Annotated in this window: 11 protein-coding genes; all 11 read left to right on the forward strand. The window is 73.1% G+C overall.

Annotation, left to right across the window (positions count from 1 at the left end; genetic code table 11):
• Positions 1-37 precede the first annotated feature (37 nt).
• The 11 genes from M6B22_RS14495 (at position 38) to M6B22_RS14545 (ending at position 16,187) form a co-directional block, all read left to right on the forward strand.
• Positions 38-1,420 (forward strand): serine hydrolase domain-containing protein, encoded by a 1,383-nt coding sequence (locus tag M6B22_RS14495; RefSeq protein ID WP_269442272.1) that lies wholly within the window; start codon positions 38-40, stop codon positions 1,418-1,420.
• 155 nt (positions 1,421-1,575) lie between these two features.
• Positions 1,576-2,559, forward strand: coding sequence for an ABC transporter permease (locus M6B22_RS14500; RefSeq protein ID WP_407935710.1), 984 nt, complete (start codon positions 1,576-1,578; stop codon positions 2,557-2,559).
• Between the two features lie 3 nt (positions 2,560-2,562).
• Positions 2,563-4,593 (forward strand): dipeptide/oligopeptide/nickel ABC transporter permease/ATP-binding protein, encoded by a 2,031-nt coding sequence (locus M6B22_RS14505; protein ID WP_269442274.1) that lies wholly within the window; start codon positions 2,563-2,565, stop codon positions 4,591-4,593.
• Entirely contained in the window at positions 4,586-5,590 is a 1,005-nt protein-coding gene (locus M6B22_RS14510; RefSeq protein ID WP_269442275.1) for an ABC transporter ATP-binding protein, read from the forward strand. The genes M6B22_RS14505 and M6B22_RS14510 overlap by 8 nt, the downstream gene beginning before the upstream one ends.
• Before the next feature lie 53 nt (positions 5,591-5,643).
• Complete coding sequence (locus M6B22_RS14515; RefSeq protein WP_269442276.1) at positions 5,644-9,012, forward strand: serine hydrolase; 3,369 nt, start codon at positions 5,644-5,646, stop codon at positions 9,010-9,012.
• 29 nt (positions 9,013-9,041) lie between these two features.
• Positions 9,042-10,202, forward strand: a complete 1,161-nt coding sequence (locus M6B22_RS14520) for a M20 family metallopeptidase (protein ID WP_407935711.1) — start codon at positions 9,042-9,044, stop codon at positions 10,200-10,202.
• Between the two features lie 23 nt (positions 10,203-10,225).
• Positions 10,226-11,161, forward strand: a complete 936-nt coding sequence (locus M6B22_RS14525; RefSeq protein WP_269442278.1) for a GNAT family N-acetyltransferase — start codon at positions 10,226-10,228, stop codon at positions 11,159-11,161.
• Entirely contained in the window at positions 11,158-12,264 is a 1,107-nt protein-coding gene (menC, locus tag M6B22_RS14530) for an o-succinylbenzoate synthase (RefSeq protein ID WP_269442279.1), read from the forward strand. Before M6B22_RS14525 ends, menC begins: the two co-directional genes overlap by 4 nt.
• Positions 12,265-12,389: 125 nt before the next feature.
• Positions 12,390-14,057 carry a PucR family transcriptional regulator gene (locus M6B22_RS14535; RefSeq protein ID WP_269442280.1) on the forward strand — a complete coding sequence of 556 codons (1,668 nt, stop codon included), beginning with the start codon at positions 12,390-12,392 and terminating at the stop codon, positions 14,055-14,057.
• A gap of 64 nt (positions 14,058-14,121) precedes the next feature.
• Complete coding sequence (locus M6B22_RS14540; RefSeq protein ID WP_269442281.1) at positions 14,122-14,304, forward strand: hypothetical protein; 183 nt, start codon at positions 14,122-14,124, stop codon at positions 14,302-14,304.
• A gap of 398 nt (positions 14,305-14,702) precedes the next feature.
• Positions 14,703-16,187 (forward strand): HNH endonuclease, encoded by a 1,485-nt coding sequence (locus tag M6B22_RS14545; RefSeq protein ID WP_269442282.1) that lies wholly within the window; start codon positions 14,703-14,705, stop codon positions 16,185-16,187.
• Positions 16,188-16,322 lie beyond the last annotated feature (135 nt).

Below are 16,322 nucleotides of genomic sequence, written 5' to 3' on the forward strand. Positions count from 1 at the left end.
GAACAGACGCGACGGCACACGACCGACGATGGCTGGCGTGACCGATACGACGACCCGGGCCGGGCTGGCCGACCATGTAGCAGCGCTCGCCGGCGAACTCGGCATCCCCGCCGTCGCGGTGGGCATCGTCCACGGCGACGACGAACTGAGCACCTTCCACGGCATCACCAGCGTGCCGAACCCGCTGCCCGTCACCGAGGACACGCTGTTCCAGTTCGGCTCGATCACCAAGACGTACACCGCGACGGCCCTGGTGTTCCTGGCCGAGCAGGGAAAGGTCGACCTGGGCGCGCCGGTGCGCCGCTACGTCCCTGAGCTCACGCTCGCCGACGAGAGCGTCGCCCGGGCGGTGACCGTCGCCCAGCTGCTGAACCACACGTCCGGCTGGGACGGCGACTTCGAGACCGACACCGGTGACGGCGACGACGCGCTCGCCCGGTTCGTCGCCAAGCTGGCTGACCTGGAGCAGCAGCGCCCGCTCGGCAGCGCGATGTCGTACAGCAACACCGCGTTCTCGCTGGCCGGCCGGGTGATCGAGCACGTCACCGGGCGGAGCTACGAGGCCGCGATCGCCGACCTGATCTTCACCCCGCTGGGGCAACGCGATTCGTACCTGCGCGCCGCCGACGTGATGACCCGCCGCTTCGTGGTCGGGCACCTGCAGGGGGAGGGCGGCGAGCTGCGTGTTGCCCGCCCGTGGCAGCTCGCGCGAAACAACAATCCGGCCGGCGGCATCGTTTCCACCCTGGCCGACCAGCTGACCTGGGCCCGGTTCCACCTCGGCGACGGAACCTCGTCCGCCGGAACCAGGGTGCTGAGTGCGGACGCGGTGGCGGGGATGCGGGAGCCCACCTTCGAGGTGGCCGGCGGCGGTCCCGGCGAGGCGATCGGCACGTCGTGGTTCCTGCGCACCGTCGACGACGTGCTGCTGGCCGGGCACGGCGGCACGACGGCCGGCCAGTTCAGCGAGCTGCTGCTCGTGCCCGAGCACCGGTTCGCGATCGTCAGCGCCACCAATAGCGGGCCGAACGGGCTGCAGTTCAACCAGGAGATCATCCGCTGGGCGCTGCAGGCCTACCTCGGCGTGATCGAGCGCGACCCGGAGCCGGTCGAGCTCGATGCCGCCGAGCTGGCCCGCTACACCGGCGAGTTCGAGACCGCAGCGACCCTCGCCTACGTGAGCGCCGTCGACGGCGGGCTGGTGCTGCGCATGGAGCTCAAGCCCGAGACCAAGGCGGAGCTGGGCGAGGCCGTTCCGGACTACCCGCCGTTCCCGCTGGGCATCCTGCCCGGCGCGGGCGACGAGTACGTGATCACCAGCGGGCCCGCCAAGGGGCTGCGCGGCTACTTCGTGCTGGAGCCGGACGGCACGGCAAGCGCCGTCGACCTGAGCGGCCGCGTGCACACCCGGCGGCCGTGACGGCGCAGCTGCCGCCGGTGTCCCTTCGGCCAGATCGACGAACCGGACCGGTGCCAGTGGTACGCGGCGACGAAGAGCCGGAGCCGGGGGACAGGGGATGCTGGCTCGATGGTGACTGTCAGCCGAGCGGTCCTGGCGAGCCGTCCGTGACCAGCGTGACCCTCGCGCCGCGACCGCTCGCGGGCCTGGCGCAGAACGCATGGGTACGGTTCGCGGTCCGCCGGGCCGGGCGTCTCGTGGTGTCGGTGTGGGTGCTGATCACCGCGTCGTTCATGATGATCCATCTCATCCCGGGCGACCCGGTCCGCGCGGCGCTCGGGCCGACGGCACCCGCCGCCCTGGTGCGGGCGCGGCGCACCTCGCTCGGCCTGGACGACCCGCTGCTCGAGCAGTACTGGCACTACCTGCGCCACCTGTTCAGCGGGGACATGGGGACGTCGATGATCTCCAACCTTCCGGTGTCCGAGACCATCTCCGACCGGCTGCCCGCGACGGTCGAGCTGGCCGTGTACGCGTTCCTGCTCGCCGTCGTGATCGCGGTCCCGCTCGGGACGGTGATGGCGGTGCTGACGCGCGGCGGGCGTGGCCGGCGCACCGAGCTCGCGTTCACCTCGACCAGCGTGGTGCTCGCCGCCGTCCCGGAGTTCCTGCTCGGCGTCGCGCTGGTCTACGTGTTCGGCGTCCAGCTCGGCTGGCTGCCGGTCGCCGGGCGGACCGGCCCGGACTCGTACCTGCTGCCGGTGATCTCGCTCGCGGTTGGCCCGGCCGCCGTGCTCGCGCGCATCATGCGGGTCGAGCTGCTGAGCGTGCTCGGCGCCGACTTCATCCGTACCGCTCGTGCCAAGCGACTGCCCGCCCGGCTGATCTATGCGAGGCACGCGCTGCCCAACGCGGTTACCGCGACGCTGACGCTGGCCGGGCTGCTGCTCAGCTCGCTGGTCGCCGGCACCGTCCTCGTCGAGAACGTCTTCGCCTGGCCCGGGCTGGGCAGCACGATCGTCTCCTCGATCCTGGCCAAGGACTACCCGGTCGTGCAGGGGATCGTGCTGGTCTACGGCCTCGGCGTGCTGCTGGTGAACCTCGCGGTCGACGTCCTGCTCGCGCTCCTCGATCCCCGCTCCACGATCATGGAGGGCTGAGCGGTGCCGGCTCCCGAATCCCGCAAGCGCGCGGTGGCGGCGCGGCTTTTCTCCGTGGTGCGCACCCCGGTCGGCGCCTGCGCGGGCGCGCTGCTGCTCGCCGTGTTGCTGCTGGCGGTGCTCGGACCGGTGCTGTGGTCCGACCGCGCGAACGCGATCGACACCGACCACATCCTGCAGGGCTCGTCCGGCGCGCACTGGGTCGGCACCGACAGCCTGGGCCGCGACATCTTCTACCGGGTGCTCGTCGCCACCCGGCTGTCGGTCGGACTGGCGCTGCTCGCCACCGCGATCGGCGTGGCGATCGGCCTACTGCTCGGCGCGGTGCCCGCGGTGTTCGGCCGCCGCGTCGGGCGGCTGGCCGCCGCGGTCGTGAACATCGCGGTCGCGTTTCCCGGCCTGCTGCTCGCGCTGTTCTTCGCCGTCGTCTTCGGTGTCGGCGCGAAGGGCGCCGTGCTCGCTATCGGCGTGGCCACCGCGCCCGGATTCGCCCGGCTGGTGCAGACGCTCGTGGCCGGCGTGGCAGCGCGCGACTACGTCGCGGCCGCGCGCATCGCCGGCGTCGGGCGGGTCCGGTTGCTGGCCCGGCACATCCTGCCGAACATCGCCGAGCCGCTGGTCGTCAACGCCACGATGAGCGCCGGCGGCGCGCTGCTCACCTTCGCCGGGCTGTCCTTCCTGGGGCTGGGCGTGCAGGCGCCGCAGTACGACTGGGGCCGGCTGCTCGGCGAGGGGCTGAACGGGATCTACGTGCACCCGGCGGCGGCGCTCGCGCCCGGCGTCGCGGTCGTCATCGCCGGCCTAGCGTTCAATTTGTTCGGCGAGGCCGTCGCGCGCACGATCGGCCTGACCGTGACCGGCGGCGGCGTCGTGCGACGCCGGGTCGCCGACGATGCCCCGGGCGATGTCGCCGACGTCGAGCAGCTCGCCGACGCGGCGGTGCCTGCTGCCGGCGACCAGGACGCGGACGTGCTGCGCGTGGACGGTCTGCGGGTGCAGTTCCCCGGGGCGGACGGCCCGATCACCCCGGTGCGCGGGGTCAGCTTCGGCATCGGCCGCGCCGAGGCGGTCGGCGTGGTCGGGGAGTCCGGGTCCGGCAAGTCGTTGACCGCGCTCGCCGTCGCGCAGTTGGTGGACGAACCCGGCCGGGTGATCGCGCAGCAGTTGACGTTCTGCGGCACCGACCTGCTGCACGGCACCGCGCGCGTGCACCGGCAACTGCTGGGCACCAGCTTCGCGATGGTGTTCCAGGACCCGATGACCTCGTTCAATCCGACCAAGCGCATCGGCCGCCAGCTCGCCGAGGTCGCCGAGCAGCACCAGGGCATGAGCCGGTCGCGGGCAATGGAACGCGCGGTCGACCGGCTGCGCGCGGTGCGGGTGCCGGCGGCCGAGCGCCGCGCCCGCCAGTACCCGCACGAGTTCTCCGGCGGCATGCGCCAGCGCGCCATGATCGGCATGGGGGTGATGGGCAGCCCGAAGCTGATCGTCGCCGACGAGCCGACCACCGCGCTGGACGTCACGGTGCAGCAGCAGGTGTTGCGGCTGCTGCAGGCGATCCGGGACGCCGACGACGTCGCGATCCTGCTGATCAGCCACGACATCACCGTGGTGGGCCAGATGTGCGACCGGGTGCTGGTGATGTACGCCGGGCGGATCGTCGAGGAGCTGCCCGTGGCCGCGCTGCGCACCGACGCCAGGCATCCGTACACCCGCGCGCTGCTCGCGGCGGTGCCGGACATGAGCACCGACCGCGACGCGCCGCTGCCGGTCATCCCGGGCCGTCCCGTCGACCCGGCGCACCTGCCGCCGGGCTGCCCGTTCGCGCCGCGGTGCGAACGCGCCGACGCGCGCTGCCGCGCAGCGGACCCTGAGCTGATCGAGTTGGCCGGCTCCGGGGCGGGTGACGTGCGGCGGGTCGCTTGCTGGCACCCGTACGACGGCGACGCGGACACCGACCCGAGCGACGACGAACCGGGGCAGCTGGGCAAGCGGCCACGCGCCACCGTCCCGGCGGGAGACGTCCATGAGTGAGCTGCGGTTCGACGCGGTCAGCGTGCGGTTCGGCAGCCTGCGGCACGGCATGACTGCTGTCGACGGTGTCGACCTGACCGTGCCCGACGGACAGATCGTCGGGCTCGTCGGCGAGTCCGGGTCCGGCAAGTCGACGCTCGCCCGCGCGGCCGCCGGCCTCACCCCGCTGTCGGCCGGCCGGATCCTGCTCGACGGCAGCCCACTGCGCTATCGCGGCCGCGCCCGCCGTCCACTGCAGATGGTCTTCCAGGACCCGTACTCCTCGCTCGACCCGCGGATGACCGTCGGCGCCTCGATCGCCGAGGCCGTTCCCGCCGAGGCCGGGCTGCGCGGCGCGGGCCGGCGCGCCGAGGTCGCGCGGCTGCTCGAGCAGGTCGGGATGGACCCCGGTCGCGCGCGGGCCTACCCCAGCCAGCTGTCCGGCGGGCAGCGGCAGCGGGTGGCGCTCGCCCGAGCGCTCGCCGGGCGACCGGACGTGGTCATCGCCGACGAGATCACCTCGGCGCTGGACGTCTCGGTGCAGGGCACCGTGCTGAACCTGGTGCGCGACCTGCAGCGGGAGCTGCGGCTGTCGATGCTGTTCATCTCGCACAACCTGGCCGTGGTGCGCTACGTCGCCGACACGATCGCGGTGATGTACCTCGGCCGGATCGTCGAGCACGGGCCGGCCGACGACGTGCTGCGCGACCCGCAGCACCCCTACACGCGCGAGCTGCTCGCCGCGGCGCCGCAGCCGGAACTGACCGGCCTCGGCCCGCTGGAGAGCGACCCGGCGCTGCGCGCGGTGGCCGATGCCGAACCCGCCGACCCGCACCGGCCGCCGCGCGGCTGCCGGTTCCACCCGCGCTGCCCGGTCGGCCCGCTCGTCCTGTCCGGACGGGACGTCTGCATCGAGACCGAACCGACCGGCGCCGGCCACCGCCACGGCGCCGCCTGCCACTTCGCCGGGAAATCGCACCCGGCGCTGGAACCCACGGCGCTGGAACCCACGGCGTGACCGCGCCGCACCGACCCGCCACGCACATCGACTCGCCACATGAGGAGCCCGTCGTGACCCGACGCCTGCGCATCGACGACCTGACCGCCCTGACCGTTCCCGAGCAGCCGACGATCTCACCGGACGGCACCCGCATCGCGTACGTGCTGCGCGGCAACGACGCGGGCGGTGACCGGGTCGTGCACAACCTGTGGTGGGTACCGGCGGCCGGCGGTGCGCCGGCCCAGCTGACCCGCGGCGGCGCGGACACCTCGCCCTCGTGGTCGCCGGACGGAACCCAGCTGGCGTTCCTGCGGGCGCAGGACGGCCCGCCGCAGCTGTGGCTGCTGCCGGCGGCCGGCGGCGAGCCCGAGCAGCTGACCAGCCTGCCGCTCGGCGCGGGTGCGCCGGTGTGGAGCCCGGACGGGACGCGGCTGGCGTTCGGTGCCGCGGTCGACGTCGCCGCGGCCGCCGGCGAGGACGACGCGGCCCGCAAGCGGCGTGCGACGCAGGCGATCGTCGCCGACCGGCTGGACTACCAGGCCGACGGCGCCGGGTTCCTGCGCACCATGCGCACCCACCTGCACGTGCTCGAGCTGGCCGGCCGCACCTGCCGCCAGGTGACCGAGGGCGACTGGCACGCCGGCCCGCCGGCCTGGTCACCGGACGGCACCCGGCTCGCGTTCGGCGCCGCGATGGCACCGGACGCCGACCTGACCGGTCGCGCCGGGACGTATGTGCTGGGCGTGCAGGACAGCAAGGCGGTCCCGCAGCTCGTGGGGCTGGCCGACGGGGTGACCGGCCCGCTGATCTGGACGGCCGACGGCGACGCGCTGCTGGTGGTCGGGATGCCGGGCGCACCCGTCGGGCACGCCGGCCTGCTGCGCGTGCCGCTCGCCGGCGGCGAGGTAGTCGACCTGGCCGCCCCGCTGGACCGCAACGTCATGCCCGGCGGCCCCGCCTACCCCGGCGCCGTGCCGGTGCTCGTCGACGGCGGCGCGAACGTGCTGTTCTGCGTGCGCGACCGCGGCTGCACGCACCTGTACTCGGTGCCGGTGCAGGGCGACGGTGCGCCGCGGCTCGTCGTGGGCGGGGCGGGACGCAACGTGTCCGGCCTGTCCGTCGCGGGCGGCACGGCCGCGATCGCGCTCGGCACGCCGACCTCGTTCGGCGAGATCGTCGCGATCGACCTCGCCGGCGGCGCCGAGACCGTGTGCACCGCGCAGGGCGGCGTGCCCGACGGCGTCGAACCGTACGAGCGGGTCGAGCGCGAGTTCACCATCTCGGACGGGACGACCGTGGCCGGCTGGCTGGTCCGCGACCCGGACGCCGTCGGGGCGCAGCCGCTGCTGCTCGACATCCACGGCGGCCCGCACAACGCATGGAACGGCGCGGCCGACGAGATCCACCTGTACCACCACGCGCTCGCCGCCCGCGGCTGGACGGTGCTGCTGCTGAACCCGCGCGGCAGCGACGGCTACGGCGAACAGTTCTACAACGCCGCGCTCGGCGGCTGGGGCGTCGCGGACGCGAAGGACTTCCTCGAGCCGCTGGACGCCCTGGTGACCGAGGGAGTGGCCGACCCGCAGCGGCTGGCCGTCGCCGGCTACAGCTACGGCGGCTTCATGACCTGTTACCTGACCAGCCGCGACGGCCGGTTCGCCGCGGCGGTTGCGAGCGGTGTGGTCAGCGACGCGATCAGCATGGCCGGCACGTCCGACGCGGGCCACTTCATCGCGGCCTGTGAACTGGGCGGGGCGCCGTGGGCCGAGCCGGAGCGCTACGCCGAGATCTCGCCCCTGGCGCAGGTCGATCGCGTCAACACGCCGACGCTGGTGATCCAGGGCGCGGCCGACGTCCGCTGCCCGGTGGGCCAGGCCGAGCAGTGGCACACCGCGTTGCGCGAGCGCGGCGTTCCCACCCAGCTGGTGCTCTACCCCGAGGGTTCGCACCTGTTCATCCTGCAGGGGCCGCCGTCGCAGCGGCTGGACTTCAACCGTCGCGTCACCGACTGGGTCGAGCGGTACGCCGGTGACGCCGCCGGTCCGCGCCCCGCGCGCATCGACGCGGCGCACTGGCAGCGGCGGCTGGACGTGCTCGCCGCACGGCACCGGGTACCCGGAGCGAGCCTGGGCATCCTGCGGGTGCACGCCGGCGCCGAGGACGAACTCGCGCGGGCCGCGTCCGGTGTGCTCAACGTGGACACCGGCGTCGCGACGACCGTCGACTCGGTGTTCCAGATCGGCTCGATCTCCAAGGTGTGGACGGCCACCCTGGTCATGCAGCTTGTCGACGAAGGCCTGCTCGAGCTCGACGCCCCGGTCGTCGACGTCCTGCCCGAGCTGCAACTGGCCGACCCTGACGTGACCAAGCGGGTCACCATGCGGCACCTGCTCACGCACACCAGCGGTATCGACGGCGACGTGTTCACCGACACCGGGCGCGGCGACGACTGTTTGGAGAAGTACGTCGAGGGGCTCGCCGAGGTCGCGCAGAACCATCCGCTCGGCGCCACGTGGTCGTACTGCAACTCGGGCTTCTCGCTGATCGGGCGGGTGATCGAGAAGATCACCGGTGACACGTGGGACGAGGCCATGCAGAAGCGGGTCTTCGCGCCGCTCGGGCTGCAGCGCACCGGGACGCTGCCGGAGCACGCACTGCTGCACCGGGCCGCGGTGGGGCACGTCGCCGAGGGTGACGCCGAGCCGACCCGTGCCCCGGTGTGGGGACTGCCGCGCTCGCTCGGGCCGGCCGGGCTGATCAACGCGCAGACCGCCGACGTTCTCGCGTTCGCCCGGCTGCACCTGACCGGCGGGCTGGCCGCCGCCGGCACCCGGCTGCTCAGCGAGGCAGCCGCCGCCGAGATGACCACGCACCAGGCCGACCTGCCGGACAAGTACACCCTCGGCGACTCGTGGGGGCTGGGCTGGATCCGGTTCGGCTGGGGCGGGCACCGGCTGATCGGTCATGACGGCAACACCATCGGACAGTCCGCGTTCTTGCGGCTGCTGCCCGAGGCCGGCCTCGCGGTCACCCTGCTGAGCAACGGCGGGAACACCCGCGACCTGTACGAGGACCTCTACCGCGAGATCTTCGCCGAACTGGCCGGCGTGGCGATGCCGCGGCCGCTCGTACCGTCCGCCGGGGCGGTGCAGGTGGATGTGACGCCGCACGTCGGCAGGTACGAGCGGGCCGCCGCCGAGATCGAGGTGTTCGTCCGGGACGGCAAGGCGATGATGCGCCAGACCGTCGCCGGTCCGCTCGCCGCGCTCGTGCCCGAACCGTCCGAGGAGTTCGAACTCGTCGCTGCCGATGACTCCGGCGACCTGTTCGTCATCCGCGAGCCGTCGGCGCTCACCTGGATCCCGGTCACGTTCTACGCGCTGCCGGGCGGTGAGCGGTACGTGCACTGCGGGGTGCGTGCCACGCCGAAGGTCGCGTGAGCACCGGCGGGGGCGCTCTCGTCGACCGGATGAGGGCAGCCCTGCCGCTGCTGCTCGCCGACATCGAGGCGCTCGTGACGTGTGAGTCGCCGTCGGCCGATCTCGCCGCGGTCGCGGCGAGTGCGCAGCGGGTTGCCGAGCTCGGGACGCAGCGGCTCGGTGTCGCGCCGGAGCACATCGCGATCGACGGCCGCAGCCATCTGCGCTGGCGGTTCGGTGCGGCTTCCTCGCGGGTGCTGCTGGTCGCCCATCACGACACGGTGTGGCCGCTCGGCTCGCTCGGGCGGCACCCGTTCGACATCACCGACGGGATCATGCGCGGGCCGGGCTGCTTCGACATGAAGGCCGGGCTGGTGATGGCGCTGCACGCGGTCGCCGCCCTCGAGGACCGGTCCGGCGTGACCATCCTCGTCACCGGGGACGAGGAGCTCGGGTCACCGACCTCGCGCGAGCTGATCGAGTCCGAGGCGCGCGGGTGCGACGCCGCGCTCGTGCTCGAGGCCTCGGCCGACGGCGGTGCGCTGAAGACCGCGCGCAAGGGCGTCTCGTTGTACGAGGTGCAGCTGGTCGGCCGAGCGGCACACGCCGGCCTCGAACCGCAGCGCGGGATCAGCGCGAGCGTCGAGGCAGCGCACCAGATCCTTGCGGTGTGCGGGCTGGGCGATCCCGCGCTCGGCAGCACGGTGACGCCCACGCTACTCAGCGCCGGCACGACCACGAACACGGTGCCCGCGGCGGGTCGTTTCGCCGTCGACGTCCGCGTGCCCAACGCTGCCGAGCAGGCCCGCGTCGATCGGGCGATGCGCTCGCTGCGGCCCGTCCTCAACGGCGCAGAGGTGATCGTGAGCGGCGGTCCGAACCGTCCGCCGCTGGAGCCGGGCGCCTCGCGTTCGCTGTACCTGCTGGCGTGCGCGCTGTCCGAGTCACTCGGCCTGCCGGCGCCGCAGTCCGCCTCGGTCGGTGGCGCGTCCGACGGCAACTTCACCGCCGGTGTCGGCACTCCCACGCTGGACGGGCTGGGTGCGGTCGGTGGCGGCGCGCACGCCGATCACGAACACGTGCTGGTCGACGCGCTGCCCGGGCGTACCGCGCTGCTCGTCGCCTTGATCGCCGAGTTGCTCGGCCCATCGAGGGAGGCGCGGTCCGGTGCAACCAACACCGCTGCCGCGTCTGGTTCGGATCGACCATGACGCAAGGCGATCCGGTCGCGAACATGGCTAGCGTGACCGACCTGCACCATGATCCCGGCGGCCTGCCCGGGCGCACTGCCGACACCGCGGCCGCCATCGACGCCGCGGTGCAGGCGGCCGACGCCGCAGCCCAGGCATCCGGCGTGCACGTGCGCGAGCTGAGCGCACTTGCCGACCTCGAATCCGTGTACCGCCTCTACGACGGCATCTGGCGACCCGACCCGAAGAACCCGCCGGTCACCACCGAGATGTTGCGTGCGCTGACCAAGGCGGGCAACTACGTCGCGGGCGCCTACGAGGGCGAGCAGTTGCTCGGCGCCTGCGTCGGGTTCTTCGGCGCGCCGCTGCAGGGCGCGACCATGCACAGCCACATCGCCGGTGTCTCGTCCGCCGCGCGCGGGCGCAGCGTCGGCTTCGCGCTCAAGCTGCACCAGCGCGCCTGGGCGATGCTGCGCGGCGTCAGCACGATCTCGTGGACCTTCGACCCGCTGGTGCAGCGCAACGCCTACTTCAACCTGGCCAAGCTGGGCGCGGTGGCCGAGGAGTACCTGCCGAACTTCTACGGCGGAATGCACGATCGGATCAACGGCGGCGACGACACCGACCGGCTGCTGGTGCGCTGGGACCTCGCCGGCCCGCGCGTCGCGGCTGCCTGCGTCCATGCGCCGCCTCGGGTCGACGCCGCCGTCGAGCGTGGGAACGGTGCGGTCGTCGCACTGGAGTCCTCGGCACACGGCCGTCCGGTTCCGGGTCGGCTGGACGGGGACGTGCTGCTGGTCGCCGTCCCGCCCGATGTCGAATCGTTGCGGACGAGCGACCCGGGCTGCGCCAAGGAGTGGCGGACCGCTCTGCGTGAGGCGCTCGCCGGGCTGCTGTCCGACGGTGCGCACGTCAGCGGCTTCGACCGGGCCGGCTGGTACCGGCTGAACAGGACCGAGACGGAAGGTGCGCCCAGATGAAGCTGACCGGAGTCGAATTGCGCCGGATCACGATGCCGCTGGTCGCGCCGTTCCGCACGTCCTTCGGCACCGCGACCGACCGCGACGTGCTGCTGCTGCGGGCCGTCACCGATGACGCCGAGGGCTGGGGCGAGTGCGTGGCGATGGCCGACCCGCTGTACTCCTCGGAGTACGTCGACGCGGCCGCCGACGTGCTGCGCCGGTTCCTGATCCCGGCGCTCGCCGCCGCCGAGCGGCTGGACGCGAACGCGGTCGCCCCCACCCTGGCGCGGTTCCACGGGCACCGGATGGCCAAGGCGGCGCTGGAGCTGGCGGTGCTGGACGCCGAGCTACGCGCCGCGGGGCGCCCCTTGGCCCGCGAGCTGGGCGCGGTGCATGACCGGGTGCCGTGCGGCGTCTCGGTCGGGATCATGGCGAGCGTCCCCGAACTGCTCGACGCGGTAGCCGGTTACCTGGACCAGGGCTACCTGCGGATCAAGCTGAAGATCGAGCCGGGCTGGGACCTCGAGCCGGTGCGTGCGGTCCGCGAGCGCTTCGGTGACGACCTGCTGCTGCAGGTGGACGCGAACACCGCGTACACCGTTGCCGACGCGCGGCACCTCGCCCGCCTCGACCCGTTCGACCTGCTGCTGATCGAGCAGCCGCTGGACGAGGAGGACGTGCTCGGGCACGCCCGGCTGGCCGGGCTGATCAGCACCCCGGTGTGCCTGGACGAGTCGATCACCTCGGCGCGTGCGGCGGCCGACGCGATCACGTTGGGCGCCTGCTCGATCGTCAACGTCAAGCCGGGCCGGGTCGGCGGCTACCTGGAGGCGCGCCGCATCCACGACGTCTGCCAGGCGCACGGCATCCCGGTGTGGTGCGGCGGCATGCTGGAGACCGGCATCGGCCGCGCCGCCAACGTCGCGCTCGCGGCACTGCCCGGCTTCACCCTGCCGGGCGACACGTCCGCGTCCGACCGCTACTTCCGCACCGACATCACCGAGCCGTTCGTACTGGACGACGGCCACCTCGCCGTCCCGACCGCGCCCGGCATCGGCGTCGACCCGCTGCCCGAGGAGCTCGCCGCGGTCACCGTCAGCACGGAGTGGATCACCGTCTGAAGGGGATCGCCGTCCGAGTGTGGATCACCGCCGGAGCGCCGGTTGGTCCGCTCGGACAACTTCGCGATCGACGGTTGTGGGCACCGACGAACTAGGCTGGCCGTTCGGCTCCTAGCCTGTGGAAGGTGCTTGTCTCGGTGAACTCGCGCCCGCGCGCCAGCCTCGGCCGGATCCTCGACGATCTCGGCGCCACGCTGCTGGAGCTGATCCACGGCGACGCCGACCTGCCCGGCGATGTCGGCGGCATCGTCATCCACGACCCGTTCGAGGAGACCGCGCTGCCGGCGCATGCCGTGGTGCTCGGCGTGGGGGTGCGCGAACCGGACCAGGTGCTGGCACTGCTGCGCGAGCTGGCCGGGCACGGTGCCGCGGCGCTCGTGGTGCGGGCGCCCGCACCGGCCGACCCGCGGATCGCGGCGGCCGCGGCCGAATCGGGTGTGGCGCTGCTGGCGCTCACCCGCGGAGCGTCCTGGGCTCAGCTGGCCGCGATGCTGCGCTCGCTGTTGGCCGAGGGCGATGTCGGGACGGCCGGCCCGGAGACGCTCGCCGGCATGCCGTCCGGCGACCTGTTCGCACTCGCCAATGCGGTGGCCGCGCTGCTCGATGCGCCCGTCACGATCGAGGACCGCGGCTCGCGCGTTCTCGCGTTCTCCGGGCGGCAGGACGAGGCCGACCCGTCCCGCGTCGAGACGATCCTCGGCCGGCAGGTGCCCGAGAAGTACGCCCGGTTGCTCGCTGAGCGTGGCGTGTTCCACGAGCTGTACCGCAGCGACGAGCCGGTCTACGTCACGCCGATGCCGTCCGGGCCGGACGAGTTCTCGCTGCCTCGCGTGGCGGTGGCGGTGCGCGCGGGCGATGAGATCCTCGGCTCCATCTGGGCGGCGGTGCACGAGCCGCTGAGTCCCGAGCGGTCGCAGGCGTTCTGCGACGCCGCCAAGCTGGTCGCGCTGCACATGCTGCGGATCCGCGCCGGTGCCGACGTCGAGCGGCGGTTGCGGGCCGACCTGGTGAGCACCGCTCTCGAAGGTGGCGTCGGGGCCCGTCAGGCGATCGACCGGCTCGGGCTCGCCGACCAGCCGATGGCGATCCTCGCGCTCGCCGTCGTGGACGCGAGCGCCGAGCCGTCCGTCGGTGTCGACGCGAACCTGGCGACGGAACGGCAGCGGCTGGCCGACGCGCTCGCGATGCACCTCAGCGCCGTGCATCCACGCTCGGCCGCGGCGCTCGTCGGCGACGTGGCGTACGGGCTGATCCCGGTGCCCCGGGACCGGGCGGACGGCGAGGAGCGCGCGGTGCGGATCGCGACCGAGTTCCTCGACCGGGTCGGTGACCGGGTGCGGGCCTCGATCGGGGTCGGGCCGGTCGTCGCCGACCCGGCCGATCTGCCGCAGGCGCGTGCCTGCGCCGATCGTGCGCTGCGCGTGCTTCGTTCCGGACGTGGCGCCACGCGGGTCGCCCGGCTGGCCGACGTCCACGTCGAGGCGCTGCTGCTGGAACTGCAGGACCTGGTCACGGTGCGTGGTGATCAGCCGACGGGACCGGTCGCCCGGTTGCTCGACTACGATGAACTGCACGGGACGAACCTGGTCGAGACGCTGCGCGCCTGGCTGGACGCGTTCGGCGACGTGATCGCCGCGGCGGCAGCGGTGTACGTGCACCCGAACACGTTCCGCTACCGGCTGCGGCGGCTGGCCGAGGTCGGCGAACTCGACCTGGCCGACCCGGAGGCCAGGTTCGCCGCGATGCTGCAGTTGCGTGTCGTGCCGGTCGGCAAGCCGGCCAAGCGTCGCTGATCGGTTCTACTCCGGGCGGATGCGGAGCTGCGCCGGCAGGCGCGGCTCGGGCTAGCCTCGCGGTATGGCAGATACCGATAACGAAGTTCCCGAGGCGCCGGCGAAGTGGGAGAACGTCGTGGTCGGCAAGGCCAAGGAGGTGCTCGGCCGCGTCGTCGGTGACGAGGAGTTGACCGAGGAGGGTCAGGAGCAGGAAGAGGTCGCTCACGAGGTCCGCGAGGAGTACCGCGAGGAGAAGCAGGACTAAGCCCGACACCGCGCTCGCGGCGGGGGTTTCGCCGTCGTGGCAGCGGCTGCTTGCCCTGCCGTCGCGGCACAGTGGCGAGGCCGTTGCCGTCGGGCACCTTGCCGGATGAAACCGAGTTGATCACCGCACTCGGAGTCAGTGGACCGATCGCTCGCACGCCGGTCCGCCTGCCCAGGCACCCACGCGCCTACTCGATCGAACTGGCCGCAACCATAGGGTCGGGATGCAGCACGTAGCGCGCGGCTACACGCTCGACCGCATCGTGCCAGCTCAACAGACTGCAGCCGTTCCCTCCCGGTCCGTCGTGCATCACGAGAGGCAGCGCGCACAAGGCGGATCGCGACGCGGCTTTCGTCGGAAGAGGCAGAACTGTCAGACCCTGCGCTTATGGTGAACGCATGCTCGAATTGGCGGTGGATCGGGGGGACGGCGATGCCGTCCTGGTCGGGCTGCGCCGGGCGTTGCGGGAGCTGACACCGGCTGCGGATGACGCGGCGCGGGTGGATCAGATCCGGGTACTGGAGGAAATCAAGTCGGCCGCGGCAGCGGCGCAGGCGGCGGTGACGGCGGCGTTCTGCGCCTCGCAGCGGGCCGAGCAGCTCGCGGCCGGGGTGCCGGCGGAACGGGCCGATCGGGGAGTCGCGGCGCAGGTGGGGCTGGCGAAGCGGACATCGCCGTTCCGTGCGCGCCGCTACGTGGGCTGGGCCAAGATCCTCACCAGCGAACTGCCCGGCACCTTCGCGGCACTGCGGCGCGGCGAGATCCCGGAGTGGAGAGCGATGCTGGTCGCGCGGGAGACCGCGTGGCTATCGCGCGCCGACCGGGCGCTGGCGGACGCCGAGCTGGCGCCACGGCTGGAGCAGCTCGGGGACAAGCGGACCGTCGCGGAGGCGAAGAAGATCGGCTACCGGCTGGACCCGAGCGGCTTTGTGGATCGGTTGCGTAACGCCGAGACCGAACGGCGGGTCACCCTGCGACCCGAGCCAGACGTCATGTGCCGTCTCAGCGCACTTTTGCCGGTAGCGCGGGGTGTTGCCGGGTACGCGGCGTTGTGTCGCGAGGCCGACGCACGCCGTGCCGCCGGCGATTCCCGCAGCCGTGGCCAGGTCATGGCCGACACGCTGGTCGAGCGGCTCACCGGCCAGTCCGTCGCCGACGGGGTGCCGATCGAGGTGAACCTGGTCATGCCGGCAGACAGCTTGCTACCCACAGCAGCGGCCCAACCTGCCGACACCGGTGCCGCTGCGGCCGATCCCGCCGGTCCGAAGGCTGCCCATCGCGATGCGGGGGCGGATCCACATGAGACGGGACCGGAGACCCGCGCGGAGGAGACCCGCGCGGCTGAACCGCCGGCCGGAGGACGTCCGGGGGATGAGCCGGCGCACCTGGACGGGTACGGGCCGGTCCCGGCGGCGATCGCGCGCGACTGGCTGCTCGACCCGGCCCGCACCGCTCCGACCTGGATCCGCCGCCTCTACGCCCACCCGCGTAGCGGCGATCTGATCGCGATGGACTCGCGCCGTCGCACTTTCACCGCCGGGCAGCGGCGGTTCCTGCGGCTACGCGACCAGCTGTGCCGCACTCCGTGGTGCGAGGCCCCGATCCGCCACTTCGACCACGTGACCCCCGCGGAGCAGGGCGGCCCGACCAATACCAGGAACGGTCAGGGCAGCTGCGAGGGCTGCAACTACGACAAGCAAGCCCCCGGCTGGTACGCCCGCTCCGACCCGGACGGCAGCATCACGCGGACCACGCCGACCGGCCACGAGTACCGGAGCAGTCCACCCAGTCGCGGGACGAGTCCGGCCCGAGGCAGTCCGACTCGCCGGACGCAGCCTGCTGGCTGGCCGGTGATCGTCGATTACGTGCACTTCGCCGCCTGATCCGTGCGGTCGGAGGGTATCCCGCATCCGCCAGGGGATGCGTTCGATCGGGCGCGATCACGCGCGCGGACTGCTCCGACCCCACGCCCGCGGGCGCCACACCTGCCCTACACTTGCGCCACCGGACGATCCAGT

Source organism: Jatrophihabitans cynanchi (assembly GCF_027247405.1).
Taxonomy (GTDB): domain Bacteria; phylum Actinomycetota; class Actinomycetes; order Mycobacteriales; family Jatrophihabitantaceae; genus Jatrophihabitans_B; species Jatrophihabitans_B cynanchi.

Coding starts and splice junctions, on each gene's coding strand:
- M6B22_RS14510 (WP_269442275.1), top strand. CDS start 4,586: ATGAGTGAGCTGCGGTTCGACGCGGTCAGCGTGCGGTTCGGCAGCCTG.
- M6B22_RS14520 (WP_407935711.1), top strand. CDS start 9,042: ATGAGGGCAGCCCTGCCGCTGCTGCTCGCCGACATCGAGGCGCTCGTG.
- M6B22_RS14525 (WP_269442278.1), top strand. CDS start 10,226: ATGGCTAGCGTGACCGACCTGCACCATGATCCCGGCGGCCTGCCCGGG.
- menC (WP_269442279.1), top strand. CDS start 11,158: ATGAAGCTGACCGGAGTCGAATTGCGCCGGATCACGATGCCGCTGGTC.
- M6B22_RS14540 (WP_269442281.1), top strand. CDS start 14,122: ATGGCAGATACCGATAACGAAGTTCCCGAGGCGCCGGCGAAGTGGGAG.
- M6B22_RS14545 (WP_269442282.1), top strand. CDS start 14,703: ATGCTCGAATTGGCGGTGGATCGGGGGGACGGCGATGCCGTCCTGGTC.